Source organism: Streptomyces sp. 63XJN7_1_ISO-PGPR-S23-121 (assembly GCF_056173025.1).
Genome location: NZ_CM149653.1, coordinates 7,418,864 through 7,432,014, shown reverse-complemented (window position 1 = coordinate 7,432,014; position 13,151 = coordinate 7,418,864). Strand labels below are relative to the sequence as shown.

General features: G+C 74.5%; 12 protein-coding genes. 7 read left to right on the top strand and 5 right to left on the bottom strand.

From position 1 onward, the window contains the following. Positions 1 to 121: 121 nt before the first annotated feature. Positions 122 to 1,789 carry a hypothetical protein gene (locus AC0VYN_RS33215; protein ID WP_475533954.1) on the top strand — a complete coding sequence of 556 codons (1,668 nt, stop codon included), beginning with the start codon at positions 122 to 124 and terminating at the stop codon, positions 1,787 to 1,789. Positions 1,790 to 1,840: 51 nt separating this feature from the next. Here AC0VYN_RS33215 and AC0VYN_RS33210 read toward each other — a convergent pair whose 3' ends face one another. Next, complete coding sequence (locus tag AC0VYN_RS33210) at positions 1,841 to 3,157, bottom strand: ABC transporter substrate-binding protein (protein WP_475533953.1); 1,317 nt, start codon at positions 3,155 to 3,157, stop codon at positions 1,841 to 1,843. Positions 3,158 to 3,274: 117 nt separating this feature from the next. Here AC0VYN_RS33210 and AC0VYN_RS33205 point away from each other — a divergent pair, with 117 nt between their 5' ends. Together AC0VYN_RS33205 and purU are read left to right on the top strand one after the other, a co-directional pair. Further along, entirely contained in the window at positions 3,275 to 3,775 is a 501-nt protein-coding gene (locus AC0VYN_RS33205) for an SCO4402 family protein (protein WP_475533952.1), read from the top strand. 48 nt (positions 3,776 to 3,823) lie between these two features. Continuing rightward, positions 3,824 to 4,705, top strand: coding sequence for a formyltetrahydrofolate deformylase (gene purU / locus AC0VYN_RS33200; protein ID WP_385464464.1), 882 nt, complete (start codon positions 3,824 to 3,826; stop codon positions 4,703 to 4,705). A gap of 80 nt (positions 4,706 to 4,785) precedes the next feature. Here purU and AC0VYN_RS33195 read toward each other — a convergent pair whose 3' ends face one another. Both AC0VYN_RS33195 and AC0VYN_RS33190 read right to left on the bottom strand, forming a co-directional pair. Beyond that, positions 4,786 to 6,114: a zf-HC2 domain-containing protein gene (locus AC0VYN_RS33195; protein WP_475533951.1), complete on the bottom strand. Its 1,329-nt coding sequence runs from the start codon at positions 6,112 to 6,114 to the stop codon at positions 4,786 to 4,788. Continuing rightward, positions 6,111 to 6,692, bottom strand: coding sequence for a sigma-70 family RNA polymerase sigma factor (locus tag AC0VYN_RS33190; protein WP_451686432.1), 582 nt, complete (start codon positions 6,690 to 6,692; stop codon positions 6,111 to 6,113). Before AC0VYN_RS33190 ends, AC0VYN_RS33195 begins: the two co-directional genes overlap by 4 nt. A 370-nt stretch (positions 6,693 to 7,062) precedes the next feature. Here AC0VYN_RS33190 and AC0VYN_RS33185 point away from each other — a divergent pair, with 370 nt between their 5' ends. From AC0VYN_RS33185 to AC0VYN_RS33175, 3 genes are all read left to right on the top strand, one after another. Then, the gene (locus AC0VYN_RS33185) at positions 7,063 to 7,443 is read left to right on the top strand and encodes an STAS domain-containing protein (protein ID WP_385464473.1); all 381 of its coding nucleotides are present in this window, start codon (positions 7,063 to 7,065) and stop codon (positions 7,441 to 7,443) included. Between the two features lie 210 nt (positions 7,444 to 7,653). Next, on the top strand, positions 7,654 to 8,160 hold the full coding sequence (locus tag AC0VYN_RS33180) for an EF-hand domain-containing protein (RefSeq protein ID WP_475533950.1): 507 nt from the start codon (positions 7,654 to 7,656) through the stop codon (positions 8,158 to 8,160). A 500-nt stretch (positions 8,161 to 8,660) separates the two neighbouring features. Further along, entirely contained in the window at positions 8,661 to 9,122 is a 462-nt protein-coding gene (locus AC0VYN_RS33175; RefSeq protein WP_475533949.1) for an ATP-binding protein, read from the top strand. A 359-nt stretch (positions 9,123 to 9,481) separates the two neighbouring features. Here AC0VYN_RS33175 and AC0VYN_RS33170 read toward each other — a convergent pair whose 3' ends face one another. Beyond that, entirely contained in the window at positions 9,482 to 10,489 is a 1,008-nt protein-coding gene (locus AC0VYN_RS33170) for a GlxA family transcriptional regulator (RefSeq protein WP_475533948.1), read from the bottom strand. A gap of 71 nt (positions 10,490 to 10,560) precedes the next feature. Here AC0VYN_RS33170 and AC0VYN_RS33165 point away from each other — a divergent pair, with 71 nt between their 5' ends. Further along, positions 10,561 to 11,874, top strand: coding sequence for an MFS transporter (locus AC0VYN_RS33165; RefSeq protein ID WP_475533947.1), 1,314 nt, complete (start codon positions 10,561 to 10,563; stop codon positions 11,872 to 11,874). Between the two features lie 24 nt (positions 11,875 to 11,898). On the opposite strand, the gene AC0VYN_RS33160 is transcribed toward AC0VYN_RS33165, so the two are convergent. Then, positions 11,899 to 13,101 (bottom strand): flavin-containing monooxygenase, encoded by a 1,203-nt coding sequence (locus tag AC0VYN_RS33160; RefSeq protein WP_385464487.1) that lies wholly within the window; start codon positions 13,099 to 13,101, stop codon positions 11,899 to 11,901. Between the last annotated feature and the right edge of the window lie 50 nt (positions 13,102 to 13,151).

Genomic DNA, 13,151 nt, shown 5'->3' with positions numbered 1-13,151 from the left:
ACGGTTTTGTTACTGCGGTCACAGGGAAGAGGGTCACGCCCCGGGCGGCGTGGCAGGGGGCTCGGGGTACCCGGTAGCGTGAGCCGACGATTCCGAAGGTCCCCCATTCACAGGAGTCCCGGTGACGCAGAGTGGACAGGGCGAGGAGCCCTCGCCGCGGCAAGCGCGCGAAGGCATCGTGCTGCCCTCGGACGGCGGCGCGCCCTTGCTGCCGGGCTCGGCGGGCGGACCCGCCGGGCCGGAGGCCGCTCGGCCCGCACCCGCCTCGGCGCCGCCCGGCGCCCAGGCCTGGGACCAGCCGTGGGGACCCGAGCAGCAGTACGGACCGTCCCAGGGGCAGAGCTGGCCCACTCCGCCCGACGCCCAGCCCTGGGGGTCCCCGGAGGCCGGCCCGCCCGCCGGGCAGCACGCCTGGCCCGGGCAGGGCCCCGGCGGCCTGCCGCCCGAGGCGGGCCCCGGCCCGCTGCCCCCGGAGAACGCCCAGCCGCCCGCGTACGGCGGTCCGGCCGCCGCCGGGCACGCCCAGGGCGCGCAGCCGCCGTACGGGCAGCCGGAGTACGGCCGGCAGGACTACGGGCAGCCCGCGTACGGGCAGCCGGCGTACGGCCAGCACGGCCAGCACGGCCAGCACGGGCAGCCGTCCGCGCCGCTCCCGTCGGCCGACGAGGGTGCCACCCAGTACCTGCCGCCAGTCGGCATGCCCGCCGACGAAGGGGCGACGCAGTACATACCGCCCGTGAGCCCGGGGGCGCTGCCTCCCGAGAGACCCGCGGGCACCCTCCCCGACGCGACCCAGTTCCTCGGGCACGCGCCGCATCCCGGGGCCGGCCACCAGCCCGCCCCGGCGGTCTCCCACCCCGACGCCGAGGCCACGCAGTACATCGCGCCCGTGCCCGCCGGGCCCCCCGCGGGACCCCAGGGCGGCGTTCCCGGCCCCGACGACGCCCGGCAGCCGCCCGCCGAGTTCGACAGCCTCTTCCGCAGCGCCCCGGGCGCCGACGGCCCGGCCTCCTCCACCCAGCAGATGCCCCGCTTCGACGAGCCGGGCTCCGCGTACCCCGCCGACCAGGCCGCGTACGTCCCGCAGAGCCCGGGAGGCGGCGGCAGGCGCCGCGGCGGCGACGACGCGGGCCGGGGCGGCGGCCGGGGCGGCCGGACCGGTTCGCGGCTGCCGCTCTTCGCGGCCGTGGGCGTCGGCATCGCCGTCGTCGGGGTCGGCGCCGGCGCGATGATGGCCGGCGGGGACGGCGGCGACGACAAGGGCGGCAACCAGACGGTGTCGGCCACGGCCCCCGCGGACACCGCGTCGGCCTCGGCGTCACCGTCCGCCGACCCGGTCCGGCAGCAGGCGGTCGAGCTGGACAAGCTGCTGGCCGACAGCGGCAGCAGCCGGACCAGCGTGATCAACGCGGTGGCCGACGTGAGGTCCTGCGACAACCTGCCCCAGGCGGCCAAGGACCTGCGTGAGGCCGCCAAGCAGCGCACCGGGCTGGTCACCAGCCTCTCCCAGCTCTCCGTGGACAAGCTGCCCGGCCACGCCGAGCTGACCGCCGCGCTCACCAAGGCGTGGCAGGCCTCGGCGTCGGCCGACAACCACTACGCGGCCTGGGCCGACCAGACGGCCGGGAAGAAGGGCTGCAAGAAGGGCAAGGCCCGCACCACCGGCGAGACGCAGGCCGGCAACCGGGCGAGCGGCACGGCGAGCACGGAGAAGGCCAAGGCCGCCGCGCTCTGGAACACCATCGCCAAGCAGTACGGCCTCACCGAACGCCAGCCGACCCAGCTGTGACCGTCCCGGGGCGGGCTCCCGAGCCCGCCCCGGCGTGCGGCCCGGTCCGGCTCAGGCGAGGTCGGCGGTGCGCAGGGTCCGTGTGGTGTCGACGGCGCCCTCGCGGGCCGACACCAGCCTGCCCCGCCGGACGACCTGCAGCGTGACCTCGGTGTTCACCAGCCGCGGGAAGCCGACCGCGGCCAGCTTGTCCTGGAACTCCCACCGGAGCGCCGGGGTGAGGCCGCCCGTGCCGACCTCCAGCCCGCCGTCCAGGGCCCGGGTGACGCGGTCGGCGCTCACCGCGCCGCCCCCGAGCGACTCGACGACCTGCCTCAGCACGGTGTACGCGATCCAGGTGGTCTGCACCCCCGCGTCCGTGGCGTCGACGGTGTTGTCGCCGAACGCCTCCTCCTGGATCACCTTCTTCATCCCGGCCCAGCCCGGATCGTCCGCCTCCGGGTACCAGCCGGTGACGTACGCGCCCTCGTAGGGGCCCGAGGCGCCGCCGGACGCGTTGACCGTCGACTGGTCGACGCTGCCGAGCACGGTCGCCGTCCGGACCTCCGGGTACTCGCCGCGGGCCCGCCGGAAGGAGTCCATGAAGGTGCCGGTGCGGTCGCCGAGGACCGGCACCACGCACCCCTCCCGCGACGGCTCGGCGGTCGCCTGCCGCAGCGCACGGCCGGAGTCGCCGTCGTACTCCGTGGCGTCCTCCCGCGCCCGCTGGTCGTGGGTCGGGGCGTGCCCGCCCCCGGTCAGTCCCGAGTCGAGCAGCGCGGGCAGCTGGTCGCCCGCGATGGTGTCGGGCCGGACGAGCGTGACGGGCCCGCAGTCCTCGGCGAGCGCACTGCCCAGACCGGCGAGCAGCGCGGGCTGGCCGCCGTTGACGGGGTAGGACAGGGGGCTGGTGAACTCGGTGTTGGTGATGCCGTAGCCGCCGATGTAGGGGATGCCGGCGCCCTCCAGGACGGGGAAGAAGGAGTCGGCGTGCTGGCTGTAGGAGCCGACCACCGCGACCGCGCCCTCCTTGACGGCACGGCGGGCGCACTTCGCGGCGGCCACGCTCTCGTTGCGGTCGTTGCAGGTCAGGACGTTCAGCTTGCGGCCGTCGAGGCCGCCGTGCGCGTTGACCCAGCGGGCGTAGGCACGGGCGAAGGCGGGCATGCCGGGCTTGTTGGTCGCGTCCGTGTCCGAGGGCGCCCAGGTCATGACGGTGATCGGGTCGTCCCCGGAGCCCCCCGTGACCCCGGGGACGATCCCGCAGCCGGCGACGAGCGAGACACACGCCGCCAGCGCACCCGCGGTCAGCGCGCCGGTTCGGGTGGGCCGGAAGCGGCCGGTGAGGCCGCTGGGGAACGAGCTGCGGTTGCGTCGCCTGCCGGTCATGGTTCCGCACGATTCCGCCACACGGATAACCTGGAAGTGACCTCCGGTCAACGCATGGTGACGCCGGGGTGAATTGCGGGGGCCGGTACGGCCCGGGTGGAGGGGAACGTACGATCGATGACCGTGCAAGGTTCGGAGAACACTTCCCGTCGCGGCCGCCGCTCCTCCACCATGGGCGGCATGCCACTCAACGACATGCCGTGGTGGCGCTGGCGCAGCCAGGTGCGCTCCGCGCTGCACATGCTCTCCGCGCCCGCCTTCCAGCGGGACGTCTGGCTGGCCGGCACACCCGGCTACGGCGACGTCACCGACGCGGTGTACCGGCTGGTGGAGGACACCTGGCTGGACCACTGGTCCGCGGAGAAGTACGTCGGCACGATCTTCCGCGACTCCCAGGAGGCGGCGCTCGTCGACTCCGCCGTGCTGCGGGTCCTGCGGATCATGCACCAGGTGGGGCCGGACGCGCCGGTGGCCGCCTACCTCGACCACCCGGACTGGCCGGAGGCGGTGCGGGCGGCGCGGGACGCGCACGTGCGGCTGGCCACCAGCGACGGCGAGGAGCCGGACTCGGAGCCCCGCAGCCTCGAGGTGCTGCGGATCATGACCCGGTCCGCCTGACGGGACGGACGTCGGCCCGCGAGGGCCGGATATGGGACCCTGTCCCCCATGAACGAGCAGTCCAGCCCCGCCGCCGCACCGGCCGACCAGTACGTCCTCACCCTGTCCTGCCCCGACAAGCAGGGCATCGTGCACGCCGTGTCGAGCTATCTGTTCATGACCGGCTGCAACATCGAGGACAGCCAGCAGTTCGGCGACCACGACACGGGCCTGTTCTTCATGCGCGTCCACTTCTCGGCCGACGCCCCGGTGACCGTGGACAAGCTGCGCGCCAGCTTCGCGGCGATCGGTGACTCCTTCCACATGGACTGGCAGATCAACCGGGCCGACGAGAAGACGCGCATCGTGCTCATGGTCAGCAAGTTCGGGCACTGCCTGAACGACCTGCTGTTCCGGGCCCGGATCGGGGCGCTGCCCGTCGAGATCGCCGCCGTGGTGTCCAATCACACCGACTTCGCGGAGCTGGTGGGGTCGTACGACATCCCCTTCCACCACATTCCCGTGACCAGGGACACCAAGGCGGACGCCGAGGCGCGGCTGCTGGAGATCGTGCGCGAGGAGAACGTCGAACTCGTCGTGCTGGCCCGCTACATGCAGGTCCTCTCGGACGACCTGTGCAAGCAGCTCAGCGGCCGGATCATCAACATCCACCACTCCTTCCTCCCGAGCTTCAAGGGCGCGAAGCCGTACCACCAGGCGCACGCCCGGGGCGTGAAACTGATCGGCGCGACCGCGCACTACGTGACGGCCGACCTGGACGAGGGACCGATCATCGAGCAGGAGGTCGAGCGGGTCGGTCACGACGTCACGCCGGACCAGCTGGTCGCCATCGGGCGGGACGTGGAGTGCCAGGCGCTGGCGCGGGCCGTGAAGTGGCACGCCGAGCGGAGGATCCTGCTCAACGGGCGCCGCACGGTCGTCTTCGCCTAGCGGCTCGGGGGCCCTGTTCCGTCGGCGCGTGCGAGCGGCCACCGACGGACCGCACGCGCCGGCGAAACCGCGACCCGCCCCTACATCCGGCTCAGGCTCGCCGCCGCGAACAGCACGTCCCGGATCGCCTCCCGGTCGCCCACCTGACCCGCGGCCGCCTCCGCCGGAGGCACGTGGCCCGCGGCCAGGCGGCAGAACTCGACGCCGTCCAGGGCGACATGGGCGACCTCGTGGTCAGCCGAGCCCACCGCGGCCGGTGAGTCCAGCGGGATGAGCCACTCGCCGCCGCCCGACCCCTCGATCTCCAGCCGCAGACTGCGTCCGGGTCCCCCGGCCGCGACCAGGTGCCGGCCGTCGGCGGGCGCGGCCAGCCCGGCCCTGCGGCGCGCGGCCAGGACACCGGGCAGCAGCCGGGCGGCGAGGTCGATCATGCGGTTGAGGTGGCGCGGCGAGGGCGGGGCGTAGGGGTAGTCCACCGCCCGGGCGATGTCCTCCGCGTGCACCCAGCACTCGAAGGCCCGGTCCAGCATGGCGTCGTGCAGCGGCAGCTCGAAGTCGCCGTAGGAGACCGGCATCCGGCCCGCGCCGCCGCCCGTACCGCCGGTGAACGCCACGGTCCGCACGATGGCGTGGCTCTGCTCGCGCCACGGCGCCCGCACCGCGCGCGTCGGCGGACGGTGCGAGGCGCGCCAGTAGGCCTCGGTGCGGCTCGCCGGGGCCGGGGTCCGGGCGGTGATGTCGCCGAGCGGGTCGGGCAGGCCCAGCGCGACCCCGACCAGCCCGTCGACCGTCAGCAGGTGCGCCATGACCCCGGCGACGGTGGTGCGCCGGCTCGCCTGGCCGTCCTCCCCGAACCAGCGCAGCCGCACCGGCGCGTGCCACTCGGAGTCCCCGATGTCCTGCAGCAGCGCGTCCAGGCGCGCGGTCTCGGCGTCGTACGCCGTGGCCCACCCGGGCACCGGGATGCGCGGCGGGCGGCGCTCCAGGCAGCCGTCCAGGACGCGGGTGCGCAGGGCGGGGTCCAGGTCCAGGCTCTCCGGGCGCTGGAGCAGCGCGACGGCGTCGCGCAGCCGCAGCGCCTCCTCGGCGCAGGCCCCGCAGTCGTCCAGGTGCTCGTCGACGGCCGCCGCCTCCTCCGGTGAACAGGCGGCCAGCGCCCAGGCACCGAGGAGGGAGGTCAGCACGTGATGCTCCAGTACGAGGGGTGCGGCCGGTACCGCCGCGGGCAGCGGGCGCCCGCCGTCCTCGACGGAGGCACGCGGCAGCGGAATGCGCGGCGCGGACTCCGGCCCGCCGGCGTCGGCGAACGCCCCGTTCCCGTCGTGCGTCTCCTTCTCGCGCTTCTCGCGCCTCTCGTCCCTTTCGTCGGGTCCCTCGGGTTCGTCGCGCCGGCCGTACGTCCCGCTCATGCCGCGCCCCCGTATCCGGGCGGCGCCCCCGGTGATCCGGCGTCGCGGGCCGTGGCCAGCAGTTGCAGGCCCAGGCGGAGCCGGCGGCGGGCCTCGTCCTCCGTGACGCCGAGGTCGGCGGCGGTCTGGCGGTAGTCGCGGCGCTGGAAGTAGGCCAGCTCCAGCGCGGCCCGCAGCGGGGCCGGCATGGACTGGACGATGTAGTCGGCGCGGGCGGCGACCGAGGCGTGGCGCACCCTGCGCTCCAGTTCCTCGGTGGTGCCGGGGCCGCCGCGGGCGAGGGCGGCCGCCTCGGTGGCCCGCAGGCGCTGCACGGCCAGGCGGTGGGTCAGCGTCGCGACCCAGGTGCGCAGCGGGCCCTGCCTGGGGTCGTAGGTGTCCGGGTGCTCCCAGACGTGGGCGAACACGTCCCGGGTGATGCGGTCGGCGGCCCGCTCGTCGTCGAGCACGCGGTGCGCCAGGCCGTGCACGAGCGAGGCGAACCGGTCGTAGAGCTCACCGAGGGCCGCGGCCTCGCCCCGGGCGAGCCGCTGCTGCATCTTCCGGTCCCAGCGCAGCGGCAGGTCCTTGTTCGCCATACGGCTCCTCCACCCCCCTGCTCGGGCCGACGGCCGGACCGGTTCCCTGCCGGCATCCAGCCTGCGGCCACCGTCTCCTCGAATGTAGTCGGCACGTCCGGTGACGCACGCCCCTTTGTGTCAATGTGCGCCCCCGTGCGGGCCGCAGGTGGTAGGGCGCTCATCGGTCTCTCAGATCGACCCCCTACGCTCCATAGTGCGACCGAATTCGATCGAACAGGATCGAAACCGTTTGAAACAAGCCTCTTTTGATCGAAGCCCGTTTCCGGCCGGGTGTTTGCGGGAACGGCCGGTGGGCAGGCGCGCCGCCAAGAAACGTAAGGATGGCTTCCGTATCGAGCGAGTCCGGGCGTACCGACGAATGAAGGGCATGGTGGTGACGTTCAATGTGACCGGCGACGAGCGGGGCGACTGGGCCGTGCTCCAGGTGTCGGGTGAACTGGACCTGGTGACGTCCCCGGTGCTGCGGCAGCGGGTGCACGACGAGGTGGCCGAGGGGCGGCACAGCCTCGTCCTGGACCTCTCCGAGGTCCTGTTCTGCGATTCCAGCGGGGTCGGGGTGCTCATCGCCTCCCGGCGTCTCATCCGCTCCTGCCAGGGCCGGCTGCGCCTCATACTGCCCGCCCAGGGCGCCGTCGACGGCTCCCACGTCAACCGGGTCCTCGGTGCGCTGGGTGTGCGCCGGCTCTTCGACGTCCACCCCGACCTCACCTCGGCGACCGGCGACGGACCACACTCCCTCTCCGCCTAGGCCCTGTCGTCGAACTCCCGTCTGCCTGACGCCGCCAGGCCCGCCCTTCGGGCGTACGACGGGAGTTCGACGACAGGACCCAGGGACATGCCCCGGAGCGTGCCCCGGGGGAGGGACGGGCAGTCGTTCCCCCGACGGGCGGGTCCCGGGCGTCGTACCCTCCGTGCGAGACGCACCCACCGACGTGATGTGAAGGCGGTCGGAGAACACATGGTCAGCAGCGAGTACGAGCGCCGGATCGCGGCGCGGTTCGCCACCTTCGACCAGGACGGCAACGGCTACATCGACCGGCAGGACTTCAGCGAGGCGGCCAAGGCGCTGCTCGCCGAGTTCGCCGTCGCGGCCCGGTCCGACCGGGGTCAGGCCCTGTACGCCGGAGCGGAGGCACTCTGGCAGGGCATGGCCGGCATCGCCGACCGCGACGGCGACCAGCGCATCACGCGTGAGGAGTTCGTCACCGCGGCGGTCAAGCGGCTGCGGGACAACCCGGACCGGTTCGCCGAGATCGCCCGCCCGTTCCTGCACGCGGCCCTCGCCGTCGCCGGCACGGACGGCGCCGTCACCGTCGCCGACACCGCGCGGATGCTCACCGCGCTCGGCGTCCCCGGGGACACCGCCCGTGGCGTCGCCGGCGCCCTCGACACGGACGGCGACGGCAGGGTGGGGGAGGCCGAGGCCGTCCCGGCCTTCGCCCGCTGGTTCACCGTGCCCGAATGACACGCGCGGCGCCGCGGGCGTCCTCGCCGTCGCTGTCGCGGATCGTGGCAGCGCGTCGTCACTGAGCGTCGGCATCACGCCGGGTCCGGCGGACGCGCCGTCACGGTCCGGAGTCGGCGCCGTGCTCGGGTACCTTGGGTGGGATGCGAGTGCTCCCGAGCGCGGACCGCGCCGGTGCCGTCCGTCGGGCGGCCCCGGAACCGGGCGTGTGCGCCTTGCCCCGCAGGGCGGAACGGCCGTCGGCCACCGCCTGTTCGACCCCCCGGACCGGGCGTCGCACAGTATGCCGCACAGGTACTCCTTCGCGCTGGAATATGCCCGAAGCGCTTGTTGAGGTGACTGTACGTCAACCATGCTGTCCTTTACGGGGATCACGTTCCGTGATCTCTGGCCCGGCCGTTGTTCTGGTCATGCAGAAAATGGCTACGATCGTGGCCCTCATGAGGCGCGAGCCTTTGTGTCCGCCGGTTCGGATGGTGTGAGCGGTGCAGGTGCTTCAAGTGCAGCTGGAGATCCGGCCCGACCCCGCAGAGGTCGGGCGAGCCCGTCGGTGGGCCCGCTCACGGCTCGCCGGGTGCGGGATACAGGCCGACGAACCACTCGCCGAGACGCTGGCCCTGCTCGTCTCCGAGCTCGTCACCAACGCCGTCATGCACACCGGCCGCCCCGCCGTGCTGCGGCTCGTGCTGCCGGGCACGGTGAGCGGTGAGGCCACGGTCCGCCTCGAGGTGGAGGACACCAGCGGCCGTGCCCCGGTGCCCCGGTGCGTGGACGGCGACGCGACGGGCGGCCGGGGCCTCGCCCTCGTCGACTGCCTCGCCGACCGCTGGGGCTGGAGCCGTGAGGACGCCGGCAAGCGCATCTGGTGCGAACTGGACCGCTGCCCCGATGCCCTGGCGGCCCCGCCGGCCCGCGCGGGCGGCGCGGCCCCCCGGGAAGGGCTCGCCTACGAGGCGGTGTAGGCACCCCGGCGCGAGGCGTGCCGGGCGCACCGGCCCCCTCCTCCCGCGGCGTCGGTGCGGCGGTGCGCCCGGGCGTGCTTCCGTGCGCTTCCCGCGTGAACGCGGAGCAACTGCCCGTAATTGGTTGAAGGTTGACGGATCGTCACCGGATCCTCACGCTTGGAGGCAACGATTCGCCGCGAGGGGACGGCGAGGGCTCGGTGGCGGAGTCCTCGGCGAGTGCGGGTCGTGTTTCGGCGGCGGTTCCTCCCGGGGGCGGCGGGAACCGTGCGGGAGCGCCGGAGTCGGGTGGCGGCGTGCGGTGCCATGCGCGGGGCGGACGGTGCCGCGCCGCCGGCCGACGACTTCCGGCGGTGCCGTCATTCTCCACAGGCTGTGGAAAACTCCGCCCGGAACGTCCGCCGGTACGCGGTCGGTGTGACCCCCAGCGCCGCCTGCAGGTGCTGCCGCATCGACTGTGCCGTCCCGAAGCCCGCCGCACGGGCCACCTGGTCGACGGAGAGAGCGGTGGACTCCAGGAGGTGCCGGGCCCGCTCGACCCGCTGCCGGGTCAGCCACTGGCCGGGACTGATGCCGGCCTCCTCGCGGAACCGGCGGGTGAAGGTGCGCACCGACATGGCCTCCTGCTCGGCCATGTCCCGGAGCTGGATCGGCTCCTGGAGCCGCCCGAGCGCCCAGGCGCGGGCTCCGGCCGTGGACGACTGCTGCGGATCGGGCACCGGCCGCTCGATGTACTGCGCCTGCCCGCCGTCGCGGTGGGGCGGGACGACGGTCCGGCGGGCCACCTCGTTGGCGACGGCGGTGCCGTGGTCCCGGCGCACGATGTGCACGCAGAGGTCGATCCCGGCCGCGACCCCGGCCGAGGTGAGCACGTCGCCGTCGTCGACGAACAGCACGTCGGCATCGACCCGGACCTTGGGGAAGAGCCGCTGGAAGTGCGTGGCGGAGGCCCAGTGCGTGGTCGCCGGGCGGCCGTCGAGGTGACCGGCGGCGGCCAGCACGTACCCCCCGGTACAGATGGCGACCAGCCGGGTGCCGGGCCGGATCCCGGCCAGGGCGGCGGCCAGCTCCCCGGTCAGCCTGCCCTCCTCGTACACCGGGCCGAGCTCGTACGACGCCGGCACGACGACCGTGTCCGCGCCGGCCAGCGCCTCGGGCCCGTTCTCGACGAGGATCGCGAAGTCGGCGTCCGTCCGCACCGGCCCCGGCGGCCGGACCGAGCAGGTGACCACCTCGTACAGGCGGCGCCGCCGTTCGTCGCGGGCGAGCCCGAAGATCCGCTGCGGGATGCCCAGTTCGAAGGGGAGCAGGCCGTCGAGGGCGAGGACGACGACGCGGTGCGGGCGGTGCGTAGGGCCGGACGTCATGGCCCGATCCTAGCGAACCCTGTCTTCCGGGCCACTCGATCCGGTGGCCGTCGGGCCCGAAGCTCGATGACGTGACCCAGACAACCGACACCACGGCGGCCGTGCGCCGCGCCGAGCCCGCCGGGCCGCGCCGCGGCCCCCGGGTGCACCGTGCCTGGTGGGTGGCCGCCGTCACCTTCGTGACGATCATCGGCGCCGCCGCCTTCCGGTCCCTGCCCGGCATCCTCGTCGACCCGCTCCAGGACGAGTTCGGCTGGTCGCGCGGCACGATCAGCGCCGCCGTCTCCGTCAACCTCGCGCTCTACGGCCTGACCGCCCCCTTCGCCGCCGCGCTCATGGACCGCTTCGGCATCCGGCGGGTGGTCGCCGTCGCGCTCACCGTCATCGCGCTCGGCTCGGGCCTGACCGTGTGGATGGACTCCGCCTGGCAGCTCATCGTGTGCTGGGGCCTGCTGGTCGGCCTCGGCTCCGGCTCGATGGCGCTGGCCTTCGCCGCCACCGTCACCAACCGCTGGTTCACCGAGCGGCGCGGACTGGTCACCGGCGTCCTCACCGCCGCCTCCGCCTCCGGGCAGCTGATCTTCCTGCCGCTGCTGTCCTGGATCGTGGAGACGTACAAGTGGCGCCCCGCGGCCGTCACGGTCGCCCTGGCCGCCCTCGCCGTCGTCCCCTTCGTCTGGCTGCTGCTGCACGACCACCCGGCCGACGTCGGCCAGAAGCCCTACGGCGCGAAGGAGTTCGTGCCCAAGCCCGCACCCGTCCCCGGCGCCGCCCGCCGCGCCCTGACGGTCCTGTTCTCCGCGGTGCGCACCGGCCCGTTCTGGCTGCTGGCCGGCACCTTCGCGATCTGCGGCGCCTCCACCAACGGCCTGATCCAGACCCACTTCGTGCCCGCGGCCCACGACCACGGCATGCCGCTGACCGCCGCCGCCTCGCTGCTCGCCGTCATCGGCGTGTTCGACGTGATCGGCACGATCGCCTCCGGCTGGTTCACGGACCGCTTCGAACCGCGCCGCCTGCTCGCCGTCTACTACGCCCTGCGCGGCGTCTCCCTCCTGTTCCTCCCCTTCCTGCTGGCGCCCGGCGTCCACCCGCCGATGATCTTCTTCATCGTCTTCTACGGCCTCGACTGGGTCGCCACCGTGCCGCCCACCCTCGCCCTGTGCCGCGAGCGGTACGGCGAGGACAGCGCGATCGTCTTCGGCTGGGTCCTCGCCTCCCACCAGGTCGGCGCGGCCCTCGTCGCCTTCCTCGGCGGCGTCGCCCGCGACACCTTCGGCACGTACGACGTCGTCTGGTACGCCTCCGGCGCCCTGTGCGCGGTGGCCGCCCTGATGGCGCTGGTGATCCGCCGGACGGGAACCCCGGAGCTCGCGGCGCCCTGAGCGGGCCCGGGGCCGGCGGGGGACTCAGCGCGGCAGCCGTGTGACCCGGCGGTCCCCGTCCCGGCCGACCGCCGCGGCGATCCGCGTCGCGTCCCGCGCCAGCTCACGGAGCATGCCGCTGATCGGGTTGGTGAAGCCGGTGAAGTACAGGCCGGGGGCGCCCGGCGGCGTGCGGCCGCCGTGCGCGACCGGCTTCCCCGCCGCGTCGAGGACGCCCAGGTGGCCCACCAGGCCCTCCAGGCCCCGCCGGTACCCGGTCGCGGCGATCACCGCGTCGGGGGCGACGCGGGAGCCGTCCGCGAGGAGCACCTTGCCGGCCTCGAACCCGTTCACCGCGGCCACGACCTCCACCCGGCCCGAGCGCACCGCGTCGATCAGGCCGACGTCCTGCACCGGAATCGCGCCCTGCCGTGCCCGGGTGTAGAGCCCGGCCTCGGGGCGCGGCAGGCCCTGTGCCGACAGGTCGGGCACGCTGAGCCGGGCCAGCGGCCGGGCCAGCCGGTCGACCAGGCCGGCCGGGAGGCGCCGGCAGAGGACGCCGGTGTACTGGGCGGGCCAGCCGGCGGTGGAGCGGCGCACGATGTGCGGCGGGGTGCGGACGGACAGGCGCACCCGTGCGGCGCCGCCCTCCACCAGGTCCACGGCGATCTCCGCACCCGTGTTGCCGACGCCGGCGACCAGGACGTCCCGGCCCGCGTAGGGAGCCGGGTTCCGGTACTCGGCGGCGTGCCGCAGCTCCCCGGTGTACGTGTCCCGGCCGGGCCAGTCCGGCAGCCGCGGGGTGTGGTTGTACCCGGTGGCGACCACGACCGCGGCGCCGGCCAGTTCGCGGCCCCCGGACGCGTGCAGCACCCAGCCGGTGCCGTCGGACGCCCGCTCGACGCGGGAGACCTCGACACCGGTCACGATCTCCAGCTGGTGGTGGGCGGCGTACTTCTCCAGGTACCGCACCACGTCGTCGCGGGCCACCCACCGCCCGAAGCGGCGCGGCATCGGCAGACCGGGCAGCGCCGACAGCCGGCGGGTGGTGTGCAGCCGGAGCCGGTCGTAGTGGCGCCGCCAGGACGCGCCGACCCGGTCGGCCCGCTCCAGGACGACGGCCCGCAGCCCCCGTGCGCGCAGCGCGTGGGCGACGGCCAGGCCGCCGGGCCCGCCGCCGATGACGTACACGGGCAGGTCCGCGGGGTGGGCGGACCGTGATGCAGCGGACGCTGTGGAGTCGGCCATGCGGCGAGGGTAATCCGGGTCTCGCTTGATGGGTCTCGGTCAAGACCGGA

Excerpts from the sequence above, each read along its gene's own strand:
- AC0VYN_RS33185 (WP_385464473.1), top strand. The coding sequence starts at position 7,063 with ATGGTGGTGACGTTCAATGTGACCGGCGACGAGCGGGGCGACTGGGCC.
- AC0VYN_RS33190 (WP_451686432.1), bottom strand. The coding sequence starts at position 6,692 with ATGGCGAACAAGGACCTGCCGCTGCGCTGGGACCGGAAGATGCAGCAG.
- AC0VYN_RS33205 (WP_475533952.1), top strand. The coding sequence starts at position 3,275 with ATGACCGTGCAAGGTTCGGAGAACACTTCCCGTCGCGGCCGCCGCTCC.
- AC0VYN_RS33210 (WP_475533953.1), bottom strand. The coding sequence starts at position 3,157 with ATGACCGGCAGGCGACGCAACCGCAGCTCGTTCCCCAGCGGCCTCACC.
- AC0VYN_RS33160 (WP_385464487.1), bottom strand. The coding sequence starts at position 13,101 with ATGGCCGACTCCACAGCGTCCGCTGCATCACGGTCCGCCCACCCCGCG.
- AC0VYN_RS33170 (WP_475533948.1), bottom strand. The coding sequence starts at position 10,489 with ATGACGTCCGGCCCTACGCACCGCCCGCACCGCGTCGTCGTCCTCGCC.
- AC0VYN_RS33180 (WP_475533950.1), top strand. The coding sequence starts at position 7,654 with ATGGTCAGCAGCGAGTACGAGCGCCGGATCGCGGCGCGGTTCGCCACC.
- purU (WP_385464464.1), top strand. The coding sequence starts at position 3,824 with ATGAACGAGCAGTCCAGCCCCGCCGCCGCACCGGCCGACCAGTACGTC.
- AC0VYN_RS33195 (WP_475533951.1), bottom strand. The coding sequence starts at position 6,114 with ATGAGCGGGACGTACGGCCGGCGCGACGAACCCGAGGGACCCGACGAA.